Below are 23,675 nucleotides of genomic sequence, written 5' to 3'. Positions count from 1 at the left end.
GACAATTTCCAATAAAGAGATGGAGCGTCGTATTCGTTCATGGTCGAATTGAACTGGACCCACAAAGCAGAACAATGGCTTCATGACATTTACGATTACATCTCGAAAGAAAATCAAAAAGCTGCACTCCAAACCATATAATCCATTTACAAAAAGATTCATAAAATAACTGTCAAGCACAACAATGAAAAAAGATTTAATGCTTGAATGCCTAATTTATGTAGCGAGAATGAAACAATGAAATCAAAAAAAGTCATTCTGGAAAAATTAATAGAAGAACAAACCCTTCTTAAAAAAGAATATAAAGTTAAAACCATAGGCATATTCGGGTCTTATGCAAGGGACGAACAAGCAGAAACCAGTGATGTAGATGTCCTTGTAGAATTCGTGGGTCCCATTGGCTTTTTTAAATTTATCAAACTTGAAAATTACCTTAGTGAAAAACTGGGTATAAAGGTAGATCTTGTCACACCGGATGCATTAAAACCTCTGATCAAATCTAATATAATACAGGAAACAGTTTATGCCTAAAAAAAGGAATGTCATCCTGTTTATTCAAGATATTCTTGAAGCAATAGGGAATATCGAGGAATTTACTCGAAATATGGGATTTAAGGAGTTCATAGCTGATAAAAAGACCAGAGATGCAGTGGTGAGAAATCTGGAGGTAATTGGAGAAGCTGCTAAAAATCTTCCTGATGAAATTAAACAGGAATATTCAGAAATAGAATGGAAAGCAGTCACAGGAATGAGGGACAAGCTCATTCATGAATACTTTGGGGTTAGTAATCCAATCGTCTGGGAAACAGTTACCAATGACATTATAATTTTCAAAAAACAAATTAAAGTTATTCTTGAAAGAGAAAATGAAACAAAAAACCAATAGATGTTATTATTACAATTTTGACATGAGTTTTTGAAGAATGGTGGTTCAACTGTCAGAACTTAATGTATCTGATAAACTGCAGGCCAGGCACATGTGCAGACCGATGGCGGGAAATTGATGGAGGCTGTTGTGCATCATGTGCTGGCGGGGTGAGGTACAGGTGAATGGGACAACAGTGGTGGGAAGTTAATTTCAGTTGTTGTGCCGGTGGAGTGCCGCCATGGCTGTAAAAATATAAAAATTAAGTAATATTGTACCGCAAAGGACGCGAAGTTTAGGCAACAGTGTCTTTGCGTCCTTTGCTCCCTTGCGGTGAGTTATCCCTAGACCTATGCACCATCTTACATCCACTTGCAGGCCCCCCCTCCTGCACTGATGCCTGGGCACGCTCCTTACTTTAGATATCAGAGATGCCTTCGTTGATGAGGTGGCGATCCTGGTAGATATTGCAACCGAGCCGGAAGAACTGATCAACGCAGGTAGGGGCAAAAATAATGATCTCCCCGACATCGTGTAGGTAAACATTCGATGGGATGAACTGGATTTACAGGATGCTGCGAATCACTCGTATCCTGCCAATCCTGTACATCCTGTCTATTAATTCAGGCATTGTGATTTCCATGTTTGAAAAATATATCCTTTAATACTGATGTTGCCCCCACAATGTTAAAGAAAAACGTGAAATTGAATCATTGAGTTGAAGTCACAACCGGCCATATTTTTTATGTGCCTGTTCTGCTGTAAGAATGTCAAATATGTAAACGGTGCGTTTTTCCTTATCGATTCGATAGAAGATACGAAAACGTCCTACTCTTAAACGATATGCAACATCATTGGCACCTTTTATTTCTTTTTTCTCACCTTTTCCAGTGCCTGGGAAAGGGTCATTCAACTCTTTAATTGCTACCTTAATGTTATCCCTAAAAGTAGGCGGAAGGTTCTTAAAAAGGTCTGGAAGAACCAATACATCAAAGGTCATCTATATTGACAAAATCATTTTTGCGCTTTTCAACAACTTGTTTGCCATGTTCTACAAGGCTATTACGATTGTGTTCAATAATCAGATTTTCAATGACCGTGTTATAGTCATCGCCCATATGTCCAATTTCACGTAAGGTGTCACGTGTGTTTGTCTTTAATTGAATTGTGGTTGTAGCACTCATATTATGTCATACTATAGTCGCTATAGTACTTATAGTGTATCGTAGGAGTGGAAATGACATCGGATCATCTACATTAAATTTAAAATAAGTGCATGATGTGACTTCCGAGCCGGAAGAACTGATAAATGCCAAAGGGGGCTAAATTAAGACCTGGCCGGAGCGCAAGTTCCATACCATCAACTTAATCAAAAATGAGGGCCGGGATTTGAAGCTGCTCTCCTGTGCCGGCACATGAGCCAATCTACGGGACATCATAAGGGATTACGACAGGCTGGGAATTGGTGTGTGGGATATCTTCAATGCCTCAAAGGACTCGGTTGCATTACCAAATAGAACAAACCGCCCTATCCTCTCCAAAGTCGACCAGCTCATGGCCCTCTGCGATGAACTGGAGGCCGGGCTGGAACAAGCGCAGACCGAGGGCGGGAAGTTGATGGAGGCTGTAGTGCATCATGTGCTGACGGGGCGATAGATGAAAGAAAAATACAATTCCTAAGTGAAAAGTGGATTAAGTTACACATAATATTATACAGTAAAAAAAGTAAAATAAGGGTTTGACGCCCTATATTTCTAATTCCCTATCAATTTCCTCAAGCTATTATAGGAAATATGGTAATTCTCTGCTACATTCTGTTCTGCAAATACCATTGCATCTCGGGAGGTTATCCCTTGTGCAATGGATTCATCTCTCATTTCATAAATCTTTGATATTATTTCAAATGTATCCATTTTTGATCAACCACTCTATTGACCAACCTACATTTAAAACTATTTGCAATGATTAATACCATTAGATTTAAAAATACTTAGAACAGTATGAACGTTGCCCTATAATATATCGAATAAGTTATATTTTGAATATATTGATTCTAATCATATCGATTATTTAATAACTCCCAATTATCACGGACACCTGTTATCATAATTTCCACAGTAGATCCAGACCTTAAAATCAATACATTTAACATATTCATTTCCAATTAACCAGATTAAATGGAATCCCATATACTCATAGACTCATACGGCCGCAAAATAACAAGCCTGCGTGTATCAATAACAAGTAAATGCAATCTTAATTGTTTCTACTGCCACAACGAAGGGCAGAGCGGCCATGAGGCAGACATGAGTGTTGAGCTTATTATCAGGATCATCAATAAGGCAGCCAGCCTGGGTGTAAGAAAAGTGAAGTTCTCAGGAGGTGAGCCATTGGTCAGGACAGATTTCGAGGAAATACTGGCAAGGCTTCCCAAGCTTAAAAATGTTTCAGCCACAACAAACGGGGTGCTGTTATCCAAAAGAGCCGAAGGGCTAAAGGCAGCCGGACTTGACAGAGTTAATATCAGCCTTGATACACTGAACCCCGATACCTATGCTAAAATATGCCGGTGCAGCAGTAACATCCATCAGCAGGTGCTGGACGGGGTATATGCTGCAGTGGATGCAGGGTTGACCCCGATCAAGCTAAATATGGTGATGCTGGAAGGTGTCAATTCTGGTGAACTTAATGACATGATATCTTTTATAAAAAGATTCGACGGGAACGTGATCCTGCAGATGATAGAACCCATGGACTTTAGCAATGACGGATTGCTTATGGAAATGGATATTATCAAAAAAGAACTTGAATCCAGGGCATCATCCGTGATAGAGCGAAAGATGCATCGCCGGAAGAAATACATGGTGGATGGTGTAGAGATCGAACTCGTGAAGCCTATTGATAATTCAGTGTTCTGTGCCAACTGCAACCGGCTAAGGGTGACATGCGACGGTAAACTAAAACCCTGCCTGCTTAGAAATGACAACCTTGTGGATGTAAGCCATGCCAGTGACAGTGAGCTTGTAACTTTATTCTATCAAGCAATGAAAAATCGTGAACCCTTCTATAAAGGACAGCCTTAGGAAGTCAATATATAAAGTATGGTTGACGTGATAAAGGTCTCGATAATAGCTGCAATGAACAATAACGGGACGATCACTGTGACAAAGAACCTGATGGCACTGAACAGTTCATATTTAAACCTGATCTCTTCTTCTTTTATCCTGAATATTTTCTGAAATGCAAGAACCCCAAGTCTCAGGCCCATACTGGCACTGATAAATATCATGGGCAGTTCAATGATACCATGTGGCAACATGGCAAACAGTACCACAAGTATACCATACTCCTGTACTGAACTGAAAACCACCACACCAATGAAATAACCATTGACCAGAATGAAGATGACGGGCCAGATGCCGAAAAAAGTACCAAGCAGCATAGCAATAAAACTGTTTATTGTATTGTTTGCGAAAATGAACAGCATGATCATTATGGGTGATTCTTCTGCGATCCAGTCGTATGTTTCTCCGAATTGTCCCATTAGTTCGTCAATGATATCAGGGTTAAAGTACGCTGATACATATCCTGCTGCCGTTGCAAGCAGGAACAAAGTAATAATAACAAGAAGGTAGGGGCGCAGTGGTGTCAGGTATGCCTTTGCCTCAGTGGTAAAACCTTTCCTTTCGACATAATAGTACTGTTCGTTCTGGTTCATATCCCGAGTACCATCCTAATAGAGTTACGTGTGGCAGGTGCCAGGCCCAGTACTATGATGGTCAGTTTCATCAGGTCCTTGAGCTGTCTGGACTCAACGTCCTCATCGAACTGGGTATCAAGTATGAATATTACCGGAATGAATATAATAAGCTTTAACGGAACCATGATTGCGGCTGTCCCTGCAAGATCGATCAGAATGGTGGGTACAACGTGTTTTTCATAATATCCCAGATAATCCACACCAACAAAAGTGGATGATGCATCCAGCAGGTGCGCACATAAGATGCTGATATTGATGCGTGTTATGAACATAGAATAACCTCTGTTCCTGGCCAGAAGGTATATTACTGCCGTCAGCCCGGCACCAAGAAGGATGATAGCAATGAAGTGTACGGGATTTACGATACCTTCTGCCGATAACAGTATTCCCAAGTTGATAAGTGACCACAATATACCTGCGGCTGCAAAGGCTTTTTTCCAGTCATTCACATATCCTGACCTTTGCAGCCTGATAGAGAAAAACAGCAGCAGGACAGTTATAGCAAACATTAGTAAATAGATGGGGGGGGTAATGAACAAATATTTAATTGGTGGCTCGAACAGTTCGGCATCCTCAATTACCCTCAATGTTGAGCCGGCGATGATGTACGGGATGATGACCTTGGTAAATTCCCAGTCCGATCTTACATCCATTTTTTTCAGTAGTTTTAGCACGCCGAATAAACACAAGCCCAGTAATATCGCCCATGTTACTGTGTTCACAGGGTTGTAGCCTATGTCAGAAATGATAGGATTGATATAATATTTGTAGATAAAATCCTGTATGCCCTCGGCAGTCCCCATGTTTTATAACCTCTTACGATATTATATGGTATGTATCATATGAACGAATTAAATCCAGATAATTTTAAATCAAGATGGATGCTGTTACCCAGAAATGTGGTTGTAGGCAACGGAGTGATCAATGATATCGGTAATGTTTGCAACGCTCTTAAGCTTAATGGGAATGCGTTAATTGTCAGCGGACCTACCACAATCAACAAAGCTGGCAGTGCTGTCGCTTCAGTACTGGAGGATAACGGATGTGATGTCCATTCGATAATTGTGGATAAACCTGAGATGTATGAAGTGGAAAAAGTAGAGCAGCTCATATTTGAGATAGATGACAGTACAGGTGTTTTTTTATTAGGTGTGGGTGGTGGCAAGACTATTGACATTGCCAAACTGGCATCGGGAAAGACAGGTAACCAATTTGTCAGCGTTCCTACTGCGGCTTCACATGATGGTATCGTATCCTCACGAGCATCGATAACCCAGAATGGGCAGACAGTATCGGTGGAGGCAGAACCCCCAGTGGCAGTGGTGGCCGATACACAGATAATAGCAGATGCACCTTTCAGGCTCCTGGCTGCAGGCTGCGGTGATATTATGTCCAAATGTACTGCGGTCAGGGATTGGGAACTGGCACACCGTCTGAAGAATATAAAGATCAGTGAGTATGCTTCACACCTGTCCATGATGACAGCAAAGATCATGATGGACTCGGCTGAATCGATTCGGCCAGGTCTGCCTGAATCCGCACGAACCGTAGTCAAGGCTCTGGTGGCAAGCGGTGTTGCGATGAGCATTGCAGGGTCGTCCCGGCCGGCCAGCGGTTCCGAACATAAGTTCAGTCATGCACTGAACCAGGTAGCTCCCAAGCCTGCACTGCACGGGGAACAGTGCGGCGTGGGTTCAATAATGATGATGTATCTGCACGGTGGCGACTGGCAGGGAATCAGTCGTACATTAAAGACCATAGGTGCACCAACCAATGCAGAAGAACTTGGTATCGACCCCGAACATATTATAGAAGCCTTAATGAAAGCCCATACTATCAGGCCAAAACGATACACCATACTTGGTACGGGATTGACAGAAGGAGCAGCAAGAAGGCTTGCAGAGATAACAGGGGTTGTAGAATAATATCCAGTAATTTACGAAATACTTTAATACATTATTACTTAGTGAGGACAATTAAAGCAAAACAGGAGAATGAAGTATGAATGAAGATACTATTGTGACACTTATTGGCGTAAGAATGGCAAAACCAGGCGTGGAATTCATATTCAAAGGCAAAAGCAAGGATTGTAATGGATGTAATCTCAAGAGCACATGTATGAACCTGGATGAAGGAGGCCATTATAAGATAGTTGATATTAGAAATGCAGCACCCCTTGATTGTTCAATACATGATGGTGGTGTGCAGGCTGTGGATGTGGTAGAGGTACCCTGGAAGGTATTTATCGAGACTAGTAAGGCTTACGAGGGTTCGACTATCACGTATGAACCTGTTAACTGCGATGAGAAGGATTGCGAGATGTTTGAAATATGCCAGCATTCCGGTCCGGTACCCGGACGAAAATACAAGATCCTGAAAATTGCGGGAGAACCGGATGGTGAATGCTTAAGGGATATGACCTTTAAGGTAGTGGAACTGAAATAATGAGCTACCGTTAATTATAAGCATATCCGATACAATGTTGGACGACCAGATTAGGATGAATGTAATATATTAATTATACTATTGAAGATCGGAGGATGAAAAATGGGTAAAACCGGTTCAATCGAATGGGGCAGAATTAAGGGCAGAAAGGGAAAAACCAGACTGGTTGAAAAAAGCAATCTGGAATACAAGCGCCCGGGTCCTGCACAGCGGTACAATTCAGCAGGTACAAAACGCAGACGTTTCAAGCGTTCTGAAAAAGCAGTTCAGAAATAACCATCAATGAGTTGCACATGAAATATGTGCAATACTTTTTTATATTACGTGAAGTAGAATTGTATATGATTTAGGAAATCTAGGCAGCAGCAAGGATTTCCTTGCTGTATATAATTCAATATGTTTTTCAACCTTCAGGATAGACATAGCGTATCCACTTCAAAAAGTATGGTCAAATGCAAGATTAATGTAGACACTGATTACACTGATTACACTGATTTTCACAACCACTATCAATCTGTGTAATCAGTGTAATCTGTGCCTCAAAATTCAGAGCACTATGATTAATTACCATTTAATTTGAGGGGATACGACATAGTCATCAACTACCACCGGACTCAATACAATGAACGACACCGCAAAACCCCTGATGGTACTGGGAACAGGCTCACATGTCGGCAAGAGCATAGTAGTCACAGCCCTGTGTCGTATCTTTGACGAACGAGGCTTTAATGTGGCACCCTTCAAGGCTCAGAATATGAGCCTCAATTCCTGGATAACAGACAACGGCGACGAGATAGGCATAGCCCAGGCAATCCAGGCAAAAGCATGCGGCATCCCACCCACAGCAGACATGAACCCCATCTTGCTAAAACCAAAAGGTGACCGCCATTCCCAGGTAATCATAATGGGGCGGCCGTATGCAGACCGTAGTGCCGGTGACTATTATGAATCCATTGAAGAGATGATGAAGGTTGTCGAGCACGCATACAATAGTCTGGCCAAACAGCATGACATCATTGTGATTGAAGGGGCAGGGGGTGCTGCCGAGATCAACTTATACCACCGGGACGTGGTCAATATCGGCACTGCCAGGCTGCTTAAGCCCCCCATCATCCTTGTGGGTGACATTGAGCGGGGTGGTGTGTTCGCCAGCATCTACGGCACCCTGAAACTACTACCTGACGACATCGCACCGCTGGTTCGGGGCATCATAATCAATAAATTCAGGGGCGACCCCGCAATACTGGAACCGGGCCTCAGGGAACTTGAAAAACTGACCGGTGTGCCCGTTCTGGGCGTCATACCATATACCAAACTATCCATTCCATCTGAAGATTCTGTCTCGATCGCAGACAAGAAACAGTTATCCAACAAAGATAACGGCCTTGTGGATATTGCAGTCATAAGGTTGCCAAGGATATCAAATTTCACAGACTTTGAGCCCCTGGAGCAATTATCGAACATAAGGTACGTTGAGCCGGGCGGAGACCTTGGCCAGCCTGATGCACTGATATTACCTGGTACCAAGAACACCATTGATGACCTGAAAGTGCTGCAGGACAGCGGCACATATATCCGGATCCTTGAACTTGCACATGCTGGTATTCCGGTTATCGGGATATGCGGCGGCTACCAGATGATGGGCAAGACTATTACTGATAGTGGAATCGAGGGGAGCGGTGGGAGTGCAGCCCGTGTGGACGGACTTGGGCTGCTTGATATTTCCACGGATTTTTCAAAATATGAAAAACAAACTATCCGGACAAAAAAAACCGTAACAGGTAATGGCCCCATCCTGGGCAGGATCAACGAACAGCAAGTAGACGGTTACGAGATACATATGGGCATGTCAAGACTACATGGTAACACACCGGCCTTTGATGACGACGGTTGTGTCGATGTGACCGGATTAGTGTGGGGGACATACATGCACGGCCTATTCGAGAATGAGAACTTGAGGGATGCATTTCTGGAGTATCTCTATGCCAAGCGCGGACTCAAGTACAGCAGCATCAAAGACAGGATTACATACACAGACCCCTACCACCAACTGGCAGAGCACTTCCTGGCACATGTGGATATGGATGCCGTTGAAAGCATGGTAGGCTCGTCGAAGAAATAGTGTGGCCGTCGAATGCATAGTGTGGTCGCTGAATGCATGGTAGGGCCATCGAAGGTATGGTAGGCCCGTCGAAGATATGCTAGGCTGGTCAGATATCGTTTACCAGACACGCCACGGCATACGCGGGGAAGACCTTCGAGATATCACTGCCATATTTTTCGGATAGCAGGGTGCAGGTAAGTCCGGCATGCTTCGCCGCATCACGTACTATAAACTCGCCCAGTCCTGCACCAACCATAGTATTGATGTCGTGTTGTGATGCCAGTATTCCCAGTGCCTCTGCCAGTTCATCCCTCTGGTGGTAATAAACCTGCCTGGCGATATCCATAATGTCATCAGAATCCAGTTCGGTGGTATCTGCGCACACCACCCTGGCCAGCCGTCTTGCAGCATCCTTTTGGGTCTTCCCGCCAGAATCGGCTGTTTCGCAGGTGTAATCCTCCTGGCTGATATTTCCCAGCAGCAGGTTGGCGTCTGCGGTCTGGGCGAAAAGCTCAGAGGATAATCTGTAATTGTTACCGCCCAGTTCGATTAGATCCATCAGGGCCGCAATATTGGTGCGGAGTATGCCCCTGTATAATAGTTCATGGCGCCCAAGCCGCTGGAAGTCTGTCGTACCGGCTAGGGGACGGCCGTGCTTTACCGGAATAAGGTCGGTAGTTGTGCTGCCCACATCAGCGAATATGCAATCACGCTCCCTTCCAGCCAGCAGGGCTGAAGCGGTCCAGTTGGCTGCGGCCAGTGACCTGATATCGCCGCTTGAATCTATGAACTTGCCCCTGTTATTCAAGTACAGTGCGCCCGGGAATACGGCATCTATGGTATTCATGATGAAACTGACACCTTGTTCTTTATCTGTAAAACAATCTGCCAGTTCTCCAGTCATGACCACTCCAACCTTTGCGGGTTTGAGGCGGTGTATGATCTCCCCCAATACTTCGGGCAGGCGGGTATCTTTCCACAGGGGAATATAATGTAGTTCTGTGATCTGACCGTCATGTGAAGCTATTTTGGTATTGGCGCCGCCGATGTCGATGCCAATAACCGGACCGTTCGGTTTCATACATGTTCCCATTATTTAATGTATGTTATAAAACTGTTTTTGGTTACGAAAACACTCAATGTAAGAAATGTCGGCAATTCTAATATCATTACAGTCCCTTAATCCATGTGTGATATTTTGAATATTCAAGTTGGGACATAATCAAAAATTGAATTGTTTACAAAAGATGGTTTGATTTTCAAAGTAAATTGAATGGTTCAGCTTTCAGGGATTGCCTGCCATAAGGGAGCGCAGATAACACCCACTAATCAGCTTTTGTCTTTATGGCAAAACACGCTTATCTATACCTTTACCTCCATCCGTATATCTCCAACGTCGAAAATGACTTGGTTTAACTTCTGGAGAATCGCACCGATTTTTAAACTAATACCTGCAATTGTCACAACCACACCGAACACAGGGATCATATCCACCCAAACAGGCGAATTTATTAAGCCTGTCGCCTTCCCTAAAGCCCATACGGTGATAATAAATATCCCGGTCCATATCAGTACATCTGTGGCATCTAAGTGATATCCTTTTTTTATTACAACCATTGCTTTCTATTTTAATGTTTAAAGTATTTGATATTTTCTTTTATGCTAGCTTCATAACCGGATAAAACTCATCTACCTCGATAATATTAAATATGTTTATAGCCTGTTAAGTTCGTTATACCTCAGATATTAATCATGTATCTGATTTTAAATAATGATAATAATCCCATAAAGGAGATAATGAATGGCAGATTTCCGTATTATAATTTCAGACAGCAAAACAGGATTGGCACACCAGATAGAGGTTTCTGGCAGCCATGCTAATGGTTTCATTGGAAAAAGTATAGGTGATGTAGTAAGTGGGGACGCTGTAGGTCTTCCGGGCTATTCCATGAAAATAAAGGGCGGGACTGATAAGGGCGGTTTTCCCATGCGCAGTGGTCTTCCCGGTTCACCCAGGCGAAAGATACTTGTGACTGGTGGAGTAGGTTTCAATTCGCCTGTTAAAGGTATGAGACGCCGCAAGACTATGAGGGGTGAAGAGATTTCATCTGATGTCAGCCAGATCAATGTGCTCGTAGAGGAATACGGCAGCAAGTCCATTGATGAACTGCTTGGCGGCGGGGCCCCGGGGGAGGGGGCAGACAAAGAGTCAACGGAAGAAGAAGCTGCAGAAAACGTTGAGGAAGCGGCTGAAGAATAATAAGGACGTAAAATAACTTTTTTTAATGACCGGTAATTCCGGTCACAGCATCTTTATTTTCACAGTACATAAAGTATATTTGTCCGACCTTTCTCGTTCTAATAGCTGTACTTTTCTTTTTAAGATGGATTGGACTGAAAAATAGTATGGGGCCCGGGTCGGGAATCGAACCCGAGTCGAAGGATCCACAGTCCTATAGGATAACCCCTACCCCACCCGGGCACAGAATTTTTGGTAGGGAGAGTGGTGCTTATGGATGCATTGAAATAACATAAAGGTTTTGATGTAACGGCTCTTCTGTGTGCATAATTCAAGCCCAGTCCAGGGATTTCACCCTATTACGACAATAAAGAATAAGTACTTTAATGCGCTATTAGGATACCCTGCAGTCCCGTAGGGTAGAGGTCAATCCTGCAGGCCTTTGGAACCCGAGACTCTTTTTGAGTCGAGGATGAGGACAGCCCGCGACGGCGGTTCGAATCCGCCCGGGACTATTATCCAATCATTTGCAGAACACCATCGTGCTCCGGTAGTGTAGTCCGGTCAATCATTCCGGCCTTTCGAGCCGAAAACTCGGGTTCAAATCCCGGCCGGAGCATATTTTACTTTTCATATACCTCTGATAAAAACCTGGAAATATCAATTCTTTCAATCTTCATACTCGCCTGGACTACCCGGACTACCGGGAAAGTTCACCCAGGACTTTCCTCACAACATCCCCATCAGCAGGATAACTTTTCTCTTCAATTACAACCGCAGGCAGTTCCTTGATATGATACCTAAGCACTGCATCCGGATGCACAGTAGTATCTAGTATACTGAACCTTGCACCGAACTCCCTTGCAGCATTTTTAATGGCTTTGCTTATATCAGGCGTAGGGTCGGTAGACATCACAGCAATCCCACAGGTGCAGTCAACACGCTTGTATTCAAGTTTCTTAACAAGGATTACTTCCAGTTCTCTGGTCACAATCCATGTATTAGTCATTGAATCGATATTACTTTATTCCAATAAGTGAAAATATAAAAAAAAATTAAAGGGATTGGTTTAATAGTATAACTAACACCAATAATAAAAAAAAATACAGAAAATGGTTTTTTCCCAGGCACCCTTCACGATGCCAGGGAATCAAAACTGGCTTGAATAAGTCAGTTTAATTTTATTCTACTTTCTCTGCAATTGCGAATTTTCGCATTACCTTATTGATCCTTATAGTAATCTCATCACCGACCTGTGTTTCAGGTACGAAAATGACGAAACCTTCAATTCTTGCAATACCGTCGCCTTCTCTTGCGAGGTCTTCAATCGATACATCATATGTTTCTCCGGCTTCTACCGGAGCACTTTCTTTAACGTTTCCGAACAAATATTACACTTCCTTAAATTACAATTATAAACTATCCTAATAAGCAGATTCACAGAAATAGTAATAGTAAAACAATTACCGTCACAAGTGCCACTTATAAAATAGCTTCTAATCAAATTCTCTTATGTTCTTTCAATATATAAAACTTTGCAGAAAAGGTTGTAATTGCGTTGGCTGGACTTTTAATTGTCCAATTCCAAATAAACTTGAGAAGCCATGTCGTCAGTATTTTATCTACCTGGATTTCTATACATTTTCTTACTTTTCGTGGCTATATTTCACACCATTGTTATGCCCATAAGTGATATTTTGTAGTACACTCCAAAAGCGATCATCATATCTGAAATATAGAAACTTGGTATTGAGTTGAATGATCGGCAAAGAAACGCTTTGAAATCCGCATCCATGAAAGGGTTCATAAATAATCAAATTTATAGAAAGATTAACTGTGTATCAGATGAGACCTCAAATCGGGGATTGTCTCAACATCTTGAAAGGGGTCCTAAAAAAAGGGCAAGGGCAGATCAACTAAATATGTACCTACGTTTGGCGATTTGAACATGAGTGATGGAAAATGAACAGATTGCCAAAAATATCTTACACTACAAAGTGATTACCATGAGAACTATAGTAACAGGTGGCGCAGGATTCTTAGGGTCGCACCTTTGTGACCTTTTAATTTCGAAAGGACATGAGGTCATCTGCATAGATAACCTTGTGACTGGCAATACAAATAATATCGATCACATCGATTCGGACAGGTTCACCTACTTGAAACACGATGTCACAAAACCGATATATTTCGGGGACAAGATCGACTACATATTCCACCTCGCATCCCCTGCTTCCCCTATCGATTACCTTGACCTGCCCATCCAGACGCTCAAAGTCGGAGCACTTGGCACCTACAACATGCTCGGTCTTGCCAAAGAACAGGGCGCCCGCTTTTTGCTTGCATCCACATCTGAGGTCTACGGCGACCCGCTTGTGAACCCGCAGTCTGAAACCTACTGGGGTAATGTGAACCCAATTGGACCGCGCGGGGTGTACGATGAGGCTAAGCGGTATGCTGAGGCGATTACGATGGCATATCACAGGTATCACGGTATGGATACGCGTATCGTGCGCATCTTCAACACCTACGGGCCGCGCATGCGTGCAGGTGATGGGCGGGTGGTGCCGAATTTTATTAACCAGGCTCTGCATGGGGAGGATATTACTGTGTATGGTGATGGAAACCAGACGCGTTCGTTCTGCTATGTGTCTGATCTGGTCAATGGGATATACAGGTTGATGATGTCGGATTGTGCGGAGCCTGTGAATATCGGGAATCCGGATGAGATGAGTGTACTGGAGTTTGCTGAACGGGTTATTGAGGTTATCGGGAGTGGTTCACGAATTGTTTTTGAGGAGTTGCCTGTGGATGATCCAAAGGTCAGGAGGCCGGATATTGGTAAGGCGAAGGATGTGCTGGGGTGGGAGCCGGAGGTTGGGTTAGTGGAAGGGTTGGACATGACTGTGGAGTATTTTAAACAATCTCAACCGAACAGAGTATAATTTCAACTATTGTTAAAATATCCTGTTTTCGGTAAGAACAAAAGGATGGTGATATGCAATCTAAGAATGACCTATTATATCAGTTGTAAGTACTTTCAAGATATCTTCTACTGTCATCTCTTCAGATTCAAACACATCATATTTCCGGTGTACGTGGAACGGAAAGGTGGAAAGTTCCCTATGGTGTGGTGCATTGTCCCATCTGACTAGAAGCTCATTATTCTTTTGATGATGATATGAATATTTATCCCGTTTAATCTCTCCAAATATCGTAAAATATTCAGAAATATATAATACTGAATTGTCAATCATCAATAGCTTACATTCCAGATATCCAGAAACAGACGTGATAAATTCATCAAGAACCTCAATATCCCTGACGATAAAAGATGCAGTCAAAGAAGCCTTAACATCAGCTAAATAACTCTCAAGCATGAATTATTGTCTCAATTTCTTTTGCTCTTTCCATGAGCTTATTATGTGTATCCTTGCAAGCATACCACTTTATGTATTCCCTGTCATCTCCAAGCTCACCCGCATTAAATTGTGCATAAAAGATATCAGAGTTCATGTTATGACGTTTTTCCAGTTCAGCAAGGGAACTCTCAATTTCCCTTATTTCACGCCTGACCATGTCTAACTCAACTTTAAACATCTTGGTTATTGTTGAAGTTATGTATTTTTTCTCAAATTCCAGACCATGGGATAGTTGGAATTTCAAGGCATCCATGTAATTGGTATGCATAATAAAAAGTATTTATTTTTAACGTTATAAGCCTTCCTAACACCAATTGGTGGAAGCGTCTTTTATGTTTTTGGCCTATGATAGCTTTTTTTTGTACCAATGGGAGTTATTGAACCAATTTTCGAAAGTTTATTAATCAATTAAAGTAAATTTAATCCTGTTTATGATATTTGCTGACACAATAGCCAACTACTGGCCGCAGTGGTTGTCGTGGAACGTCGCAACACCGATATTTATCTTTATGATCATAGTTGCAACCATCTTTTTTGCTAGGCTGTCTGACAGGCTTCTCCAGGGTTATTTCAAAAAGGCCAGCCTTAAACTGAGGGTAGACCCCACCGGTTACAGGCTGCTGCGGCACCTTGTTGTGGCCGCCATTTACATTGTGGGTCTTATAGTTGTCATATCCAGCGTTCCCCAGCTTCGCACACTTTCAGTAGCATTATTCGCTGGTGCCGGCTTTGCAGGTATCATTATCGGCTTTGCAGCGCAGAGTACACTTGCCAATATTATGTCAGGCATATCACTTGCAGTGTTCCACCCCTTTAGGGTAGGAGATATTGTCACGATCCATAATGAGTACGGCACAATCTCTGATTTGACACTGCGTCATACCGTAGTGGTCACCTGGGATAACAGGCGTCTCATTATTCCCAATTCCATTATCAGTGAAGAAGCTATCATAAACTGGTCAATTGAAGACCCCACTGTAATATGGCCTGTGAACATCGGCATTAGTTATGATTCGGATATCGACCTGGCCCGGTCCATCATGGCAGATGAAGCCAGGGGTCATCCCAATGTCATGGACCACTACGAAGTCAGCCGGATACACCCGGAGGTGACAGAAGGCAGCGAGGTTAAAGTGCTGCTGACTGAACTGGGTGATTTTGCAGTAAACCTCAGGTTGATGATCTGGGTTCGTGACAGAAGCCTGGCTTATTTTACAGGCTGCGAGTTAATGGAATCCATCAAGAAACGATTCGATGCAGAAGGTATAGAAATTCCCTTCCCGTACCGCACGATCCTGTATAAAAAAGATATGCACCCTTATGCTGTAAAGCAGGAGGCTGAGGGTCCGGGAACAGGTGTAGTAAGAAGCGCAGGAACAGGCGTAGTTGTAGGTGCAGGAAAAGGCGCAGGTAAAGGTGCGGGCGGGCTGCACTTTCAAGAAACCAGTGAACAATCAGGTGATTCCGGTGATCCGGACGAATAGTGAAGAAGTACTAAATCCTTTTAAAGAGCTTGTCCAGATATGGCCTGCTAAAAGTAACTACGGTTGGCCTGCCGTGTGGGCACGTATGCGGATTTTTAGTCCTGTACAATTGGGCCACCAGGTTTTCCATTTGCTCCCTGGTCAGTGCGGCCCCGGCCTTGATAGCACCCCTGCATGCAGTACTCTTGTACACCTGCCCGGATATGCCGGTCCCGTCCCTGACCCTGCCGCCAGATAATATATCGCTTATGATATCATGTACTACAGTAGTATCTTCCAGCCTACCCAGGATATGAGGCACTGCAGTCACTGCAAAGGAATCGGGACCGAACTCTGAAATAACAAAACCTGCCTCCTCAAGATACGGTAAATAGTCCTTTATCAGCACCTTTTCCTTTGAATTCAGTTCAAGATTAACAGGTGTTATTAATTCCTGCACTCTCCCATCTCCCGATTCCAGCACCTGTTCGTATAAGATGCGCTCATGGGCAGCATGCTGGTCGATCAATACCAACCCGCCCCCGCTCCAAGCGACAATATAAACATTATCTACCTGGCCCAGTATCTGCAACTCAAGGTGCGGCCCGGTTTTTGTTACCTCATGAGTCTGCGTCAGGTACCTGTCAGTGCGCTTAAGCCTGCGCTGGGTATCTGCAACCGACACCTTGAATTCGGTCTGTATCTCACTGACCTCCTGTACTTCTATTGAAGGGGAGGGATATAGTTTCGTTTGGGTTACTGTCTCCTTTGTTCCAGGCACCAGTTCTGTTTCGGATAGTATAGAACCCACAGCTTCTGAGACAGCATTCGTAAGGGCAAGTTCATTGCCGAACCTCACATGCTGCTTTGTGGGATGTACATTTACATCCACTTCCGATGTATCCAGCTTGATATTAAGTAAGGCCACCGGATACCTGCCCTTCGGCAGCATGGTATAATATCCCAGGCGTATGGCGTCGCTTATTGTCTTTGACCTGACCGGTCTTCCATTTATAAAGAATACCTGGTGGTCCTTATCACTCCTTGTAAAGCCCGGTTTTGAGATATATCCCAATATCTGCACAAGGTCATTTGTAAAATTTACCGGTATCAGTTCCCTTGCAATCCCGGGCCCGTAAATGTGCACAATAGTATCGAACAGGTCACCCGATGCAGGGGAGCGAAACAGTTCCCTGCCGTTGTGTGAAAGATAAAATGAGACATCATTGTGGCCCAGTGCGTTCCCGGTGACCACGTCCACGATATATGCCAGTTCGCTTCGTCCCTTTTTCAAAAACTTCCTGCGCGCAGGCGTGTTAAAGAACAGGTCTTCTACTACAATGGACGTACCATCGGCTGCCCCTGCATCACCCATACTCACCACCTCACCGCCGTGCACCACCACATGGGTGCCGGCAACTTCACCGGGACGTTTGGTGGTAATCTCTACCTTTGACACGGCAGTAATGGATGACAGGGCCTCGCCCCTGAATCCCAGGGTCAGCACCTTCTCAATATCATGGGCGTCCCTTATCTTGCTGGTGGCATGTTTTAAAAAAGCGATAGATACATCCTCCCGGCTCATCCCGCTGCCGTTATCAGTGACCTTGATGGACTTGATGCCGCCACCCATAACCTCTATCCTGATATCTGTGGCACCGGCATCGATCGAGTTCTCGACCAGTTCCTTAACAACAGAACCCGGGCGCTCGATCACCTCACCCGCCGCTATCTTATTGATAGTAGCTTCATCAAGGACATGTATCTTATTGATAGTAGCCGCATCAAGAACATGTATCTTATTCACTGCCAGCATCTCCACCTGCCTGTTTTTTCAGTTCATGCAATTTGTTGAGCGCTTCCAGCGGCGTCATCCCATCAATATTTAATTCTTTCAGGGTCTCGACAACCGGGTTAGGCTGTAGGGCTTCGCTGCTGCCCGGGTCGAACAGCATCAACTGAGTGTATGTTGCACTGCTCTTTCCTTTATGTCCCAGGCTTTCACTCTCTACTTCACTCAGTACTTCTTTGGCTCTCTGTGTCACCTTCAGGGGCACTCCGGCCAGGCGTGCCACATGGATGCCGTAACTCTTGTCAGTGGCCCCGGGTACGATCTTTCGTAAAAATACCAGGTCATGTCCCTCTTCTTTTACAGCAATGTGATAATTCCTGACCCGCTTTAAGCTTCCTTCCAGGCTTGTCAGCTGGTGATAATGTGTGGCGAATAAGGAGCGTACCCCTACACGACCCCTGTTATGGATAAATTCAACTACAGAGCGGGCGATGCTGTATCCGTCAAAGGTGCTGGTACCCCTGCCTATCTCATCCAGCAGGATCAGGCTCTTAGGGGTTGCATTGTTCAGGATGTTTGCCAGTTCCACCATCTCTATCATAAAGGTACTTTGCCCGCTTGCCAGGTCATCGAATGCCCCTACACGGGTGAACACCCTGTCAACGATACCGACAGACGCATATGATGCAGGCACAAAGCATCCTGTCTGTGCCATGATAACGATGAGAGCGGTCTGCCGCATGTAGGTGGATTTACCTGCCATGTTCGGACCTGTGATGAGCAGGAACTGATCGCTGTTGCAATCGATATGGGTATCGTTAGGCACGAATGCGCCCTGTACGGAATTCTCTACTACCGGGTGGCGTCCGTCCCGTATCAGGATCTCGCAGCCGTCATTTATCTCTGGCCTGACATAGTTATTGTTCACTGCCGCTTCGGCCAGGGTGATGATGACATCCAGTTCGGCTATGAGCCCGGCTGTATCCTGTAGTCCGGCGGCCTGTTGTGCTATCTTCTTGGTGATCTGGGTAAACAGTTCGTATTCAAGTGCCACTCGTTTGTCGTTGGCTGAAAGTATCATTGCCTCTTTTTCTTTCAGTTCAGGTGTGTAGAACCGCTCGGCATTGGTCATGGTCTGCTTCCTGATATATTCATCAGGCACCTGGGACTGATTGGCCTTTGTCACTTCTATGAAGTAGCCGAACACTTTGTTGTATCCCACCTTCAGCGACCTGATGCCGGTACGCTCCCGTTCCTGCTGCTGCAGTTTGGCCACCCAGTCCTTGCCATGTGCGGTCAAGTCGTTCAGCTCGTCCAGTTCTGGCTTGTATCCTGCCTTTATCATACCGCCCTCACGCACACTGGCCGGCGGCTCGTCCACGATCGAGCACTCCAGCAGGTCGGTGAGGTCAGCGAAATCGTTGAGTGAGTTGTTTATGGATGAAAGGATATCTGAGCTGATACCTGCTCCATTTAGTGCCGATTTTATCAGGGGCAGGGCGCCCAGTGAAGTGCGAAGTGCCACCAGGTCCCTGGCATTGGCATTGCCGTAGACGATGCGTCCGGTAAGCCTCTCAATGTCGCGTATCCCTTTTAGGAGTGAGCGCAGGTCATAGCGCAGCAGGGTGTTACCGGACATTTCTCCTACACCATCCAGCCGCCGGTTAATGTCATTCACCGATACTAGGGGTTGGACCAGCCATTTTTGCAGCCGCCTGGAACCCATGGGTGTACTGGTGTGGTCCAGTACTTTCAGCAGCGTGGAGTTTGTACCTCCGTCACGCACGTTTTTTACCAGTTCCAGATTGCGCAGCGTAACAGCGTCCAGTACCATGAACTGGTTTTCAAAGTACGTCCTTGGGGTCTGGATATGGTCCAGTTCCCTCATCTGGGTATCCCTGGCATAGGCGAGTGCGGCACCTGCGGCCGTAGTGGCGGCGGGCAGGTCCTTAAGTCCCATACCCTCCAGGGTGGCAGCGTGAAAATGGTCCAGCAGGCGGCGCCTGGCTGTACCTGGTTCGAATGCGTCTTCCTCATATTGATGGATGATGAGCTTCAGGTTGTCTTTCAGCCTGGCTGTAAGTTCGCTCTTGCTGTACAGTTCAGGCGGCACGATGCATTCGGCAGGCCGCATCCTGACCGCTTCACTCACAACGGCGTCATAGGGTGCTTTATCTTCCACCTGTGTGGTCATGAACTCGCCTGTGGAGATGTCTAAAAATGATATGCCTAATTGGGCATCATGGCGGGCCACAGCCATCAGGTAGTTGCTGCCCGAATCAGAGAACATGGATGAGTCCATGGCCGTGCCAGGGGTTACCACCCTGACCACGCCCCGCTTGACCACACCTTTGGCTTGTTTGGGGTCTTCAAGCTGCTCGCAGATGGCTACCTTGTAGCCTTTCTTTATCAGCCGGGGCAGGTATGAGTCGATGGCATGGTATGGTATGCCTGCCAGGGGCATCTTTTCGCCGTCCTTGTCCTTGCCCCTGGTTGTGAGGGTGATGTCCAGTTCCTTGGCCATGGTGGCTGCATCCTCGCCGAACGATTCGTAGAAGTCGCCCATCCGAAACATGATGAGGGCATCGGGATGTTGCTGCTTGGCGTCGTAGTACTGGCGCATGGCAGGGGAAAGTTTTTGCATGGGGTGGACTCCGGTTGGGATGGTGGTTGTATGAGGGGTATATATTGGCGCGGGAGGTATTTTTGTTTTGGGGTTTTGCGATGGGTGGATTATTTAATATTTTGATTTGATATAAGCATAACAAAACTGTTATATAACAAAAATGATATATAACAGTTTTGTTATATATCATCAATTGGAGATAATAAATATGATACCAGTTTGCAATCCGGCAGTAGGAAATGATTTTATTGACCGTGAGAAAGAGATTTCACTAATACTCTCTACATTAGAGAAGGATAGTGTTCTTCTAATCGCCCCGCGAAGGTTTGGGAAGACCTCGATTATGAGGAAGCTGGAAAAAGAACTGTTAGATGCGGATGAAATATGTGTATTTCTCGAAGTGGAAGATGTGAATTCCCCACACCGTTTTATTTCTGAAATAGTAATGGCTCTGATTGAAAATGAAAAAATCGAGCAAAGAACAAAACTGATTCCTGCTTTTAAAAATGGTTTTCAATGGTTCAAGGATAATATAGAAGAAATTGGAATATCAGTGTTTAAAGCTAAATTAAGGACTAACATTAAAAATGATTTAAAAGAAAATTGGATTGATAAATCCGCACAAATATTTGATGTAATCAATGAAGCGGATTCAAAAATTTGCTTCATAGTAGATGAATTCCCCATAGCAATTGAAAAAATAGAACAAAAGTATACGGAAAATTTCTTACATTGGTTCCGAAAGATCCGCCAGGTGTCTCCAAACCTGAGATTTATTGTCGGTGGTTCAGTTAGTATGGATCGTGTTGTAAGGAATGTGGGTGGAGTAAGTGTCATTAATGATTTCAAAAGGATTCGAATAGATGGATTCCAAAAACAGATAGCACTTGATCTCATTGAAAAAGTTTTCCAGGAAGAAGGATGGACCTACGTACCATCATACGGTGAAAAAATATTAGGTTGTATTGGGGAGGCCTATATACCTTATTTTATTGCGATTATGCTAAGCGCCATAAAAGAAGAATACATTTTGAGGGATGGAGAAATTAATGACGAATTGATAGAGAAAACATATAATTTCCGTATTCTTGGCAATGAAGGAAAATACTATTTTGAGCATTATTCCCAGAGGTTGAGAATTTTTTATGGTGATATGGAAGAGAAAGCTGCAATAGCTATATTGAAAAATGTCTGTAATGTTGATTGTTATCCTGTTGACATGGCATTTGGGATTTTCAAACAGGAAACAGCAATCGATGATTACGAACAGTTCATGGATTTAATAGCTGATCTAAGTAATGACTTTTACTTGGAGCATGACCCTGAAAATGGACTTAAGTTCTATTCTAAAATGCTGCAGGACTGGTGGAGGATATATCATGGCGATGTCTAGTGATATTATATTTTATAGATATTCGCCTGAGAATATGTCTGAAGACATTTTACGAAAACTTTTCGTGGGCAGGGAAAAACTGCTTGAAGATCTGGTAAAGGAAATAGGGAATGCCGCAGAGAATAAGACACCCAGGTTTTATCTGGTGGTAGGAGCCAGGGGAATTGGAAAATCCCACTTTTTAACTTTACTCTATTATGAAATTGAACATAAATTTCCCTCGTTATTAATTCCGGTAAAACTGGCAGAAGAGGAATATTCTATCTATCGTGCATCAGATCTTTTCGTGAGGATTTTAGAGGAATATTCAAAAGACACTTCTGATATCCTATCCCTGGAAGAGGAAGATGAAATCCTGCATGCAGCAGTAGAACAACTTAAACTGATTTCCAGAAAGGATGGGAAGAGATTTATTATTTTTGTCGAAAATCTACACGAGCTATTTAAGCAGTTGGAAAAAGAAGAACTTCAAAAATTGAGATCAATATTCCAGAAAAATGATATTTTTTCTTTAGTTGCCACGGCTCCGTTGATATTTCCTTCTTTATCTGAACATGATGAACCATTTTATAATTTTTTCCATATCCAACACCTCAAGGAGTTTTCGTATCACGAGATTAGGGAGTTGATGCAAAAAATAGCTGAAATTGAAAATGGTGAGGGGTTTTTGGAAAAATTAGAACAATATGAAGAAAGGATACATGGAATGGTTCACCTTACAGGAGGCAGCCCTAGACTTGTATTCCTTTTTTATGATATGATAATAGGTGGGGAAATCGAGAACATTGAGAAGGCATTTTTCAAAATCATAGATGAACACACTCCCTTTTTCCAGGAAATATTCCAGATGTTAACCGGACAGCAGAGACTAATTTTTGATGTTCTCATTTCTTTCGGGGAAACTGCCACACCCAAACAAATCTCAGAAAAATCAAGAATCAAACTCCAATCTGTTAATACGCAGCTAAGGAGACTGGAAATAGATGGATATGTTATTTCACGGCCGATGGGAAGACATACTAAATATGAAGTGAGGGAACGACTTTTTCGCATTTGGCGAGAAATGCGACAACCATTTGGCAGAAAAAGAGTGTCTATTATGTTGGATTTCTTACAGTTATGGTATACTACTGAAGAGTTGAAAGAGCTTTTTAAAATAAAATTTGAGCTTCTTGAAGCAGGTGAAAAATCGGTGCTTAAGGAACTATGTTATTATGCTGAAATTCAACCTCCCGAATTTAAAGCAGAGGCTCTGTTAAAGCTTACACCTAAACTTATATATTTTGGGGAACTGGAAGAAGCTGTCTACGAAATTACCAAGCTTAAGGAAACTGCAGCACAGACAAAGGACAAAGAATTAGAAAATAAAATACCGCTTTATGAAGGGCAAATATTTTTATATGAAAAAAAATTTGAGGAAGCACTTGAAGCGTTTAATATGACTCTTGAAGAAAATCCAAGGCATGAAGATGCACTGTTTAACAAAGGTTTAGCATTAGGAAATCTCGGGAAGTATGAAGAGGCACTTGATGTATTCAACATGGTTCTGGAAATCAATCCGAAACA

26 protein-coding genes and 3 tRNA genes are annotated in these 23,675 nt (G+C 43.7%); 14 read left to right on the top strand and 15 right to left on the bottom strand.

What is annotated here, in order from left to right; translation table 11 throughout:
- Positions 1-237: 237 nt before the first annotated feature.
- Together HF974_08210 and HF974_08205 are read left to right on the top strand one after the other, a co-directional pair.
- Complete coding sequence (locus HF974_08210) at positions 238-531, top strand: nucleotidyltransferase family protein (GenBank protein ID MBC2698299.1); 294 nt, start codon at positions 238-240, stop codon at positions 529-531.
- A complete protein-coding gene (locus HF974_08205) occupies positions 524-886 on the top strand; it encodes a DUF86 domain-containing protein (GenBank protein MBC2698298.1) in 363 nt (120 codons plus the stop codon). Before HF974_08210 ends, HF974_08205 begins: the two co-directional genes overlap by 8 nt.
- A 192-nt stretch (positions 887-1,078) precedes the next feature.
- On the opposite strand, the gene HF974_08200 is transcribed toward HF974_08205, so the two are convergent.
- From HF974_08200 to HF974_08185, 4 genes are all read right to left on the bottom strand, one after another.
- Positions 1,079-1,375, bottom strand: coding sequence for a hypothetical protein (locus tag HF974_08200; protein ID MBC2698297.1), 297 nt, complete (start codon positions 1,373-1,375; stop codon positions 1,079-1,081).
- Between the two features lie 214 nt (positions 1,376-1,589).
- Positions 1,590-1,865, bottom strand: a complete 276-nt coding sequence (locus HF974_08195) for a type II toxin-antitoxin system RelE/ParE family toxin (protein MBC2698296.1) — start codon at positions 1,863-1,865, stop codon at positions 1,590-1,592.
- Positions 1,855-2,049, bottom strand: a complete 195-nt coding sequence (locus HF974_08190) for a hypothetical protein (protein ID MBC2698295.1) — start codon at positions 2,047-2,049, stop codon at positions 1,855-1,857. The genes HF974_08195 and HF974_08190 overlap by 11 nt, the downstream gene beginning before the upstream one ends.
- Before the next feature lie 570 nt (positions 2,050-2,619).
- The gene (locus HF974_08185; protein MBC2698294.1) at positions 2,620-2,778 is read right to left on the bottom strand and encodes a hypothetical protein; all 159 of its coding nucleotides are present in this window, start codon (positions 2,776-2,778) and stop codon (positions 2,620-2,622) included.
- A gap of 264 nt (positions 2,779-3,042) precedes the next feature.
- On the opposite strand from HF974_08185, the gene moaA reads away from it, so the two are divergent.
- Positions 3,043-3,948, top strand: a complete 906-nt coding sequence (gene moaA, locus HF974_08180) for a GTP 3',8-cyclase MoaA (GenBank protein ID MBC2698293.1) — start codon at positions 3,043-3,045, stop codon at positions 3,946-3,948.
- Here the strand turns inward: moaA and HF974_08175 are convergent.
- Positions 3,945-4,583, bottom strand: a complete 639-nt coding sequence (locus tag HF974_08175; protein ID MBC2698292.1) for a stage II sporulation protein M — start codon at positions 4,581-4,583, stop codon at positions 3,945-3,947. The two genes, moaA and HF974_08175, sit on opposite strands and share 4 nt — an antisense overlap.
- On the bottom strand, positions 4,580-5,428 hold the full coding sequence (locus HF974_08170) for a DUF63 family protein (GenBank protein MBC2698291.1): 849 nt from the start codon (positions 5,426-5,428) through the stop codon (positions 4,580-4,582). Before HF974_08170 ends, HF974_08175 begins: the two co-directional genes overlap by 4 nt.
- Before the next feature lie 39 nt (positions 5,429-5,467).
- Here HF974_08170 and HF974_08165 point away from each other — a divergent pair, with 39 nt between their 5' ends.
- From HF974_08165 to HF974_08150, 4 genes are all read left to right on the top strand, one after another.
- A complete protein-coding gene (locus HF974_08165; GenBank protein MBC2698290.1) occupies positions 5,468-6,550 on the top strand; it encodes an NAD(P)-dependent glycerol-1-phosphate dehydrogenase in 1,083 nt (360 codons plus the stop codon).
- Between the two features lie 76 nt (positions 6,551-6,626).
- Positions 6,627-7,070, top strand: coding sequence for a UPF0179 family protein (locus HF974_08160; GenBank protein ID MBC2698289.1), 444 nt, complete (start codon positions 6,627-6,629; stop codon positions 7,068-7,070).
- Positions 7,071-7,172: 102 nt separating this feature from the next.
- Positions 7,173-7,346 (top strand): DUF5350 family protein, encoded by a 174-nt coding sequence (locus tag HF974_08155; protein ID MBC2698288.1) that lies wholly within the window; start codon positions 7,173-7,175, stop codon positions 7,344-7,346.
- A gap of 346 nt (positions 7,347-7,692) precedes the next feature.
- Positions 7,693-9,192, top strand: coding sequence for a cobyric acid synthase (locus HF974_08150; protein ID MBC2698287.1), 1,500 nt, complete (start codon positions 7,693-7,695; stop codon positions 9,190-9,192).
- 88 nt (positions 9,193-9,280) lie between these two features.
- On the opposite strand, the gene HF974_08145 is transcribed toward HF974_08150, so the two are convergent.
- A complete protein-coding gene (locus HF974_08145) occupies positions 9,281-10,255 on the bottom strand; it encodes a H4MPT-linked C1 transfer pathway protein (GenBank protein MBC2698286.1) in 975 nt (324 codons plus the stop codon).
- A 281-nt stretch (positions 10,256-10,536) separates the two neighbouring features.
- Positions 10,537-10,791, bottom strand: a complete 255-nt coding sequence (locus tag HF974_08140) for a hypothetical protein (GenBank protein MBC2698285.1) — start codon at positions 10,789-10,791, stop codon at positions 10,537-10,539.
- Positions 10,792-10,975: 184 nt separating this feature from the next.
- On the opposite strand from HF974_08140, the gene HF974_08135 reads away from it, so the two are divergent.
- Positions 10,976-11,434: a 30S ribosomal protein S6e gene (locus HF974_08135; GenBank protein MBC2698284.1), complete on the top strand. Its 459-nt coding sequence runs from the start codon at positions 10,976-10,978 to the stop codon at positions 11,432-11,434.
- A 147-nt stretch (positions 11,435-11,581) separates the two neighbouring features.
- Here the strand turns inward: HF974_08135 and HF974_08130 are convergent.
- Positions 11,582-11,656: transfer RNA gene (locus HF974_08130), tRNA-His, on the bottom strand.
- A gap of 165 nt (positions 11,657-11,821) precedes the next feature.
- On the opposite strand from HF974_08130, the gene HF974_08125 reads away from it, so the two are divergent.
- Positions 11,822-11,928 (top strand) — tRNA-Gln (locus HF974_08125).
- A 29-nt stretch (positions 11,929-11,957) separates the two neighbouring features.
- Positions 11,958-12,032, top strand: a tRNA-Glu gene (locus HF974_08120).
- Between the two features lie 81 nt (positions 12,033-12,113).
- Here the strand turns inward: HF974_08120 and HF974_08115 are convergent.
- Both HF974_08115 and HF974_08110 read right to left on the bottom strand, forming a co-directional pair.
- A complete protein-coding gene (locus HF974_08115; GenBank protein MBC2698283.1) occupies positions 12,114-12,422 on the bottom strand; it encodes a hypothetical protein in 309 nt (102 codons plus the stop codon).
- A 172-nt stretch (positions 12,423-12,594) separates the two neighbouring features.
- Positions 12,595-12,801, bottom strand: a complete 207-nt coding sequence (locus HF974_08110) for a TRAM domain-containing protein (GenBank protein MBC2698282.1) — start codon at positions 12,799-12,801, stop codon at positions 12,595-12,597.
- A 618-nt stretch (positions 12,802-13,419) separates the two neighbouring features.
- Here HF974_08110 and HF974_08105 point away from each other — a divergent pair.
- Positions 13,420-14,358 (top strand): SDR family oxidoreductase, encoded by a 939-nt coding sequence (locus tag HF974_08105; protein MBC2698281.1) that lies wholly within the window; start codon positions 13,420-13,422, stop codon positions 14,356-14,358.
- Positions 14,359-14,418: 60 nt separating this feature from the next.
- On the opposite strand, the gene HF974_08100 is transcribed toward HF974_08105, so the two are convergent.
- On the bottom strand, positions 14,419-14,793 hold the full coding sequence (locus HF974_08100) for a hypothetical protein (protein ID MBC2698280.1): 375 nt from the start codon (positions 14,791-14,793) through the stop codon (positions 14,419-14,421).
- The gene (locus HF974_08095) at positions 14,786-15,088 is read right to left on the bottom strand and encodes a hypothetical protein (protein MBC2698279.1); all 303 of its coding nucleotides are present in this window, start codon (positions 15,086-15,088) and stop codon (positions 14,786-14,788) included. Before HF974_08095 ends, HF974_08100 begins: the two co-directional genes overlap by 8 nt.
- Before the next feature lie 178 nt (positions 15,089-15,266).
- Here HF974_08095 and HF974_08090 point away from each other — a divergent pair, with 178 nt between their 5' ends.
- The gene (locus tag HF974_08090; protein ID MBC2698278.1) at positions 15,267-16,319 is read left to right on the top strand and encodes a mechanosensitive ion channel family protein; all 1,053 of its coding nucleotides are present in this window, start codon (positions 15,267-15,269) and stop codon (positions 16,317-16,319) included.
- Between the two features lie 10 nt (positions 16,320-16,329).
- On the opposite strand, the gene mutL is transcribed toward HF974_08090, so the two are convergent.
- Both mutL and mutS read right to left on the bottom strand, forming a co-directional pair.
- Positions 16,330-18,114, bottom strand: a complete 1,785-nt coding sequence (mutL, locus tag HF974_08085; GenBank protein MBC2698277.1) for a DNA mismatch repair endonuclease MutL — start codon at positions 18,112-18,114, stop codon at positions 16,330-16,332.
- Positions 18,098-20,734, bottom strand: coding sequence for a DNA mismatch repair protein MutS (gene mutS, locus HF974_08080; protein ID MBC2698276.1), 2,637 nt, complete (start codon positions 20,732-20,734; stop codon positions 18,098-18,100). The genes mutL and mutS overlap by 17 nt, the downstream gene beginning before the upstream one ends.
- A 175-nt stretch (positions 20,735-20,909) precedes the next feature.
- Here mutS and HF974_08075 point away from each other — a divergent pair, with 175 nt between their 5' ends.
- Positions 20,910-22,109, top strand: a complete 1,200-nt coding sequence (locus HF974_08075) for an ATP-binding protein (GenBank protein MBC2698275.1) — start codon at positions 20,910-20,912, stop codon at positions 22,107-22,109.
- Positions 22,033-23,675, top strand: a 1,643-nt coding sequence (locus tag HF974_08070; protein ID MBC2698274.1) for a tetratricopeptide repeat protein, incomplete at its 3' end; no start/stop codon positions are given. The genes HF974_08075 and HF974_08070, both read left to right, overlap by 77 nt.

The sequence above is a fragment of the ANME-2 cluster archaeon genome, assembly GCA_014237145.1.
Taxonomy (GTDB): domain Archaea; phylum Halobacteriota; class Methanosarcinia; order Methanosarcinales; family Methanocomedenaceae; genus Methanocomedens_A.
Note: the sequence above shows the minus strand (reverse complement) of the source record. Positions and strands in the feature narration are given on the sequence as shown.

Bases quoted from the DNA above. Each gene is read 5' to 3' on its own strand.
- mutS (MBC2698276.1), bottom strand. From the start codon at position 20,734: ATGCAAAAACTTTCCCCTGCCATGCGCCAGTACTACGACGCCAAGCAG.
- HF974_08140 (MBC2698285.1), bottom strand. From the start codon at position 10,791: ATGGTTGTAATAAAAAAAGGATATCACTTAGATGCCACAGATGTACTG.
- HF974_08185 (MBC2698294.1), bottom strand. From the start codon at position 2,778: ATGGATACATTTGAAATAATATCAAAGATTTATGAAATGAGAGATGAA.
- HF974_08150 (MBC2698287.1), top strand. From the start codon at position 7,693: ATGAACGACACCGCAAAACCCCTGATGGTACTGGGAACAGGCTCACAT.
- HF974_08195 (MBC2698296.1), bottom strand. From the start codon at position 1,865: ATGACCTTTGATGTATTGGTTCTTCCAGACCTTTTTAAGAACCTTCCG.
- HF974_08115 (MBC2698283.1), bottom strand. From the start codon at position 12,422: ATGACTAATACATGGATTGTGACCAGAGAACTGGAAGTAATCCTTGTT.
- HF974_08165 (MBC2698290.1), top strand. From the start codon at position 5,468: ATGAACGAATTAAATCCAGATAATTTTAAATCAAGATGGATGCTGTTA.
- mutL (MBC2698277.1), bottom strand. From the start codon at position 18,114: ATGCTGGCAGTGAATAAGATACATGTTCTTGATGCGGCTACTATCAAT.
- HF974_08095 (MBC2698279.1), bottom strand. From the start codon at position 15,088: ATGGATGCCTTGAAATTCCAACTATCCCATGGTCTGGAATTTGAGAAA.
- HF974_08090 (MBC2698278.1), top strand. From the start codon at position 15,267: ATGATATTTGCTGACACAATAGCCAACTACTGGCCGCAGTGGTTGTCG.
- HF974_08175 (MBC2698292.1), bottom strand. From the start codon at position 4,583: ATGAACCAGAACGAACAGTACTATTATGTCGAAAGGAAAGGTTTTACC.
- HF974_08160 (MBC2698289.1), top strand. From the start codon at position 6,627: ATGAATGAAGATACTATTGTGACACTTATTGGCGTAAGAATGGCAAAA.
- HF974_08105 (MBC2698281.1), top strand. From the start codon at position 13,420: ATGAGAACTATAGTAACAGGTGGCGCAGGATTCTTAGGGTCGCACCTT.
- HF974_08190 (MBC2698295.1), bottom strand. From the start codon at position 2,049: ATGAGTGCTACAACCACAATTCAATTAAAGACAAACACACGTGACACC.
- HF974_08210 (MBC2698299.1), top strand. From the start codon at position 238: ATGAAATCAAAAAAAGTCATTCTGGAAAAATTAATAGAAGAACAAACC.
- HF974_08170 (MBC2698291.1), bottom strand. From the start codon at position 5,428: ATGGGGACTGCCGAGGGCATACAGGATTTTATCTACAAATATTATATC.
- HF974_08135 (MBC2698284.1), top strand. From the start codon at position 10,976: ATGGCAGATTTCCGTATTATAATTTCAGACAGCAAAACAGGATTGGCA.
- HF974_08145 (MBC2698286.1), bottom strand. From the start codon at position 10,255: ATGAAACCGAACGGTCCGGTTATTGGCATCGACATCGGCGGCGCCAAT.
- HF974_08205 (MBC2698298.1), top strand. From the start codon at position 524: ATGCCTAAAAAAAGGAATGTCATCCTGTTTATTCAAGATATTCTTGAA.
- HF974_08100 (MBC2698280.1), bottom strand. From the start codon at position 14,793: ATGCTTGAGAGTTATTTAGCTGATGTTAAGGCTTCTTTGACTGCATCT.
- moaA (MBC2698293.1), top strand. From the start codon at position 3,043: ATGGAATCCCATATACTCATAGACTCATACGGCCGCAAAATAACAAGC.
- HF974_08155 (MBC2698288.1), top strand. From the start codon at position 7,173: ATGGGTAAAACCGGTTCAATCGAATGGGGCAGAATTAAGGGCAGAAAG.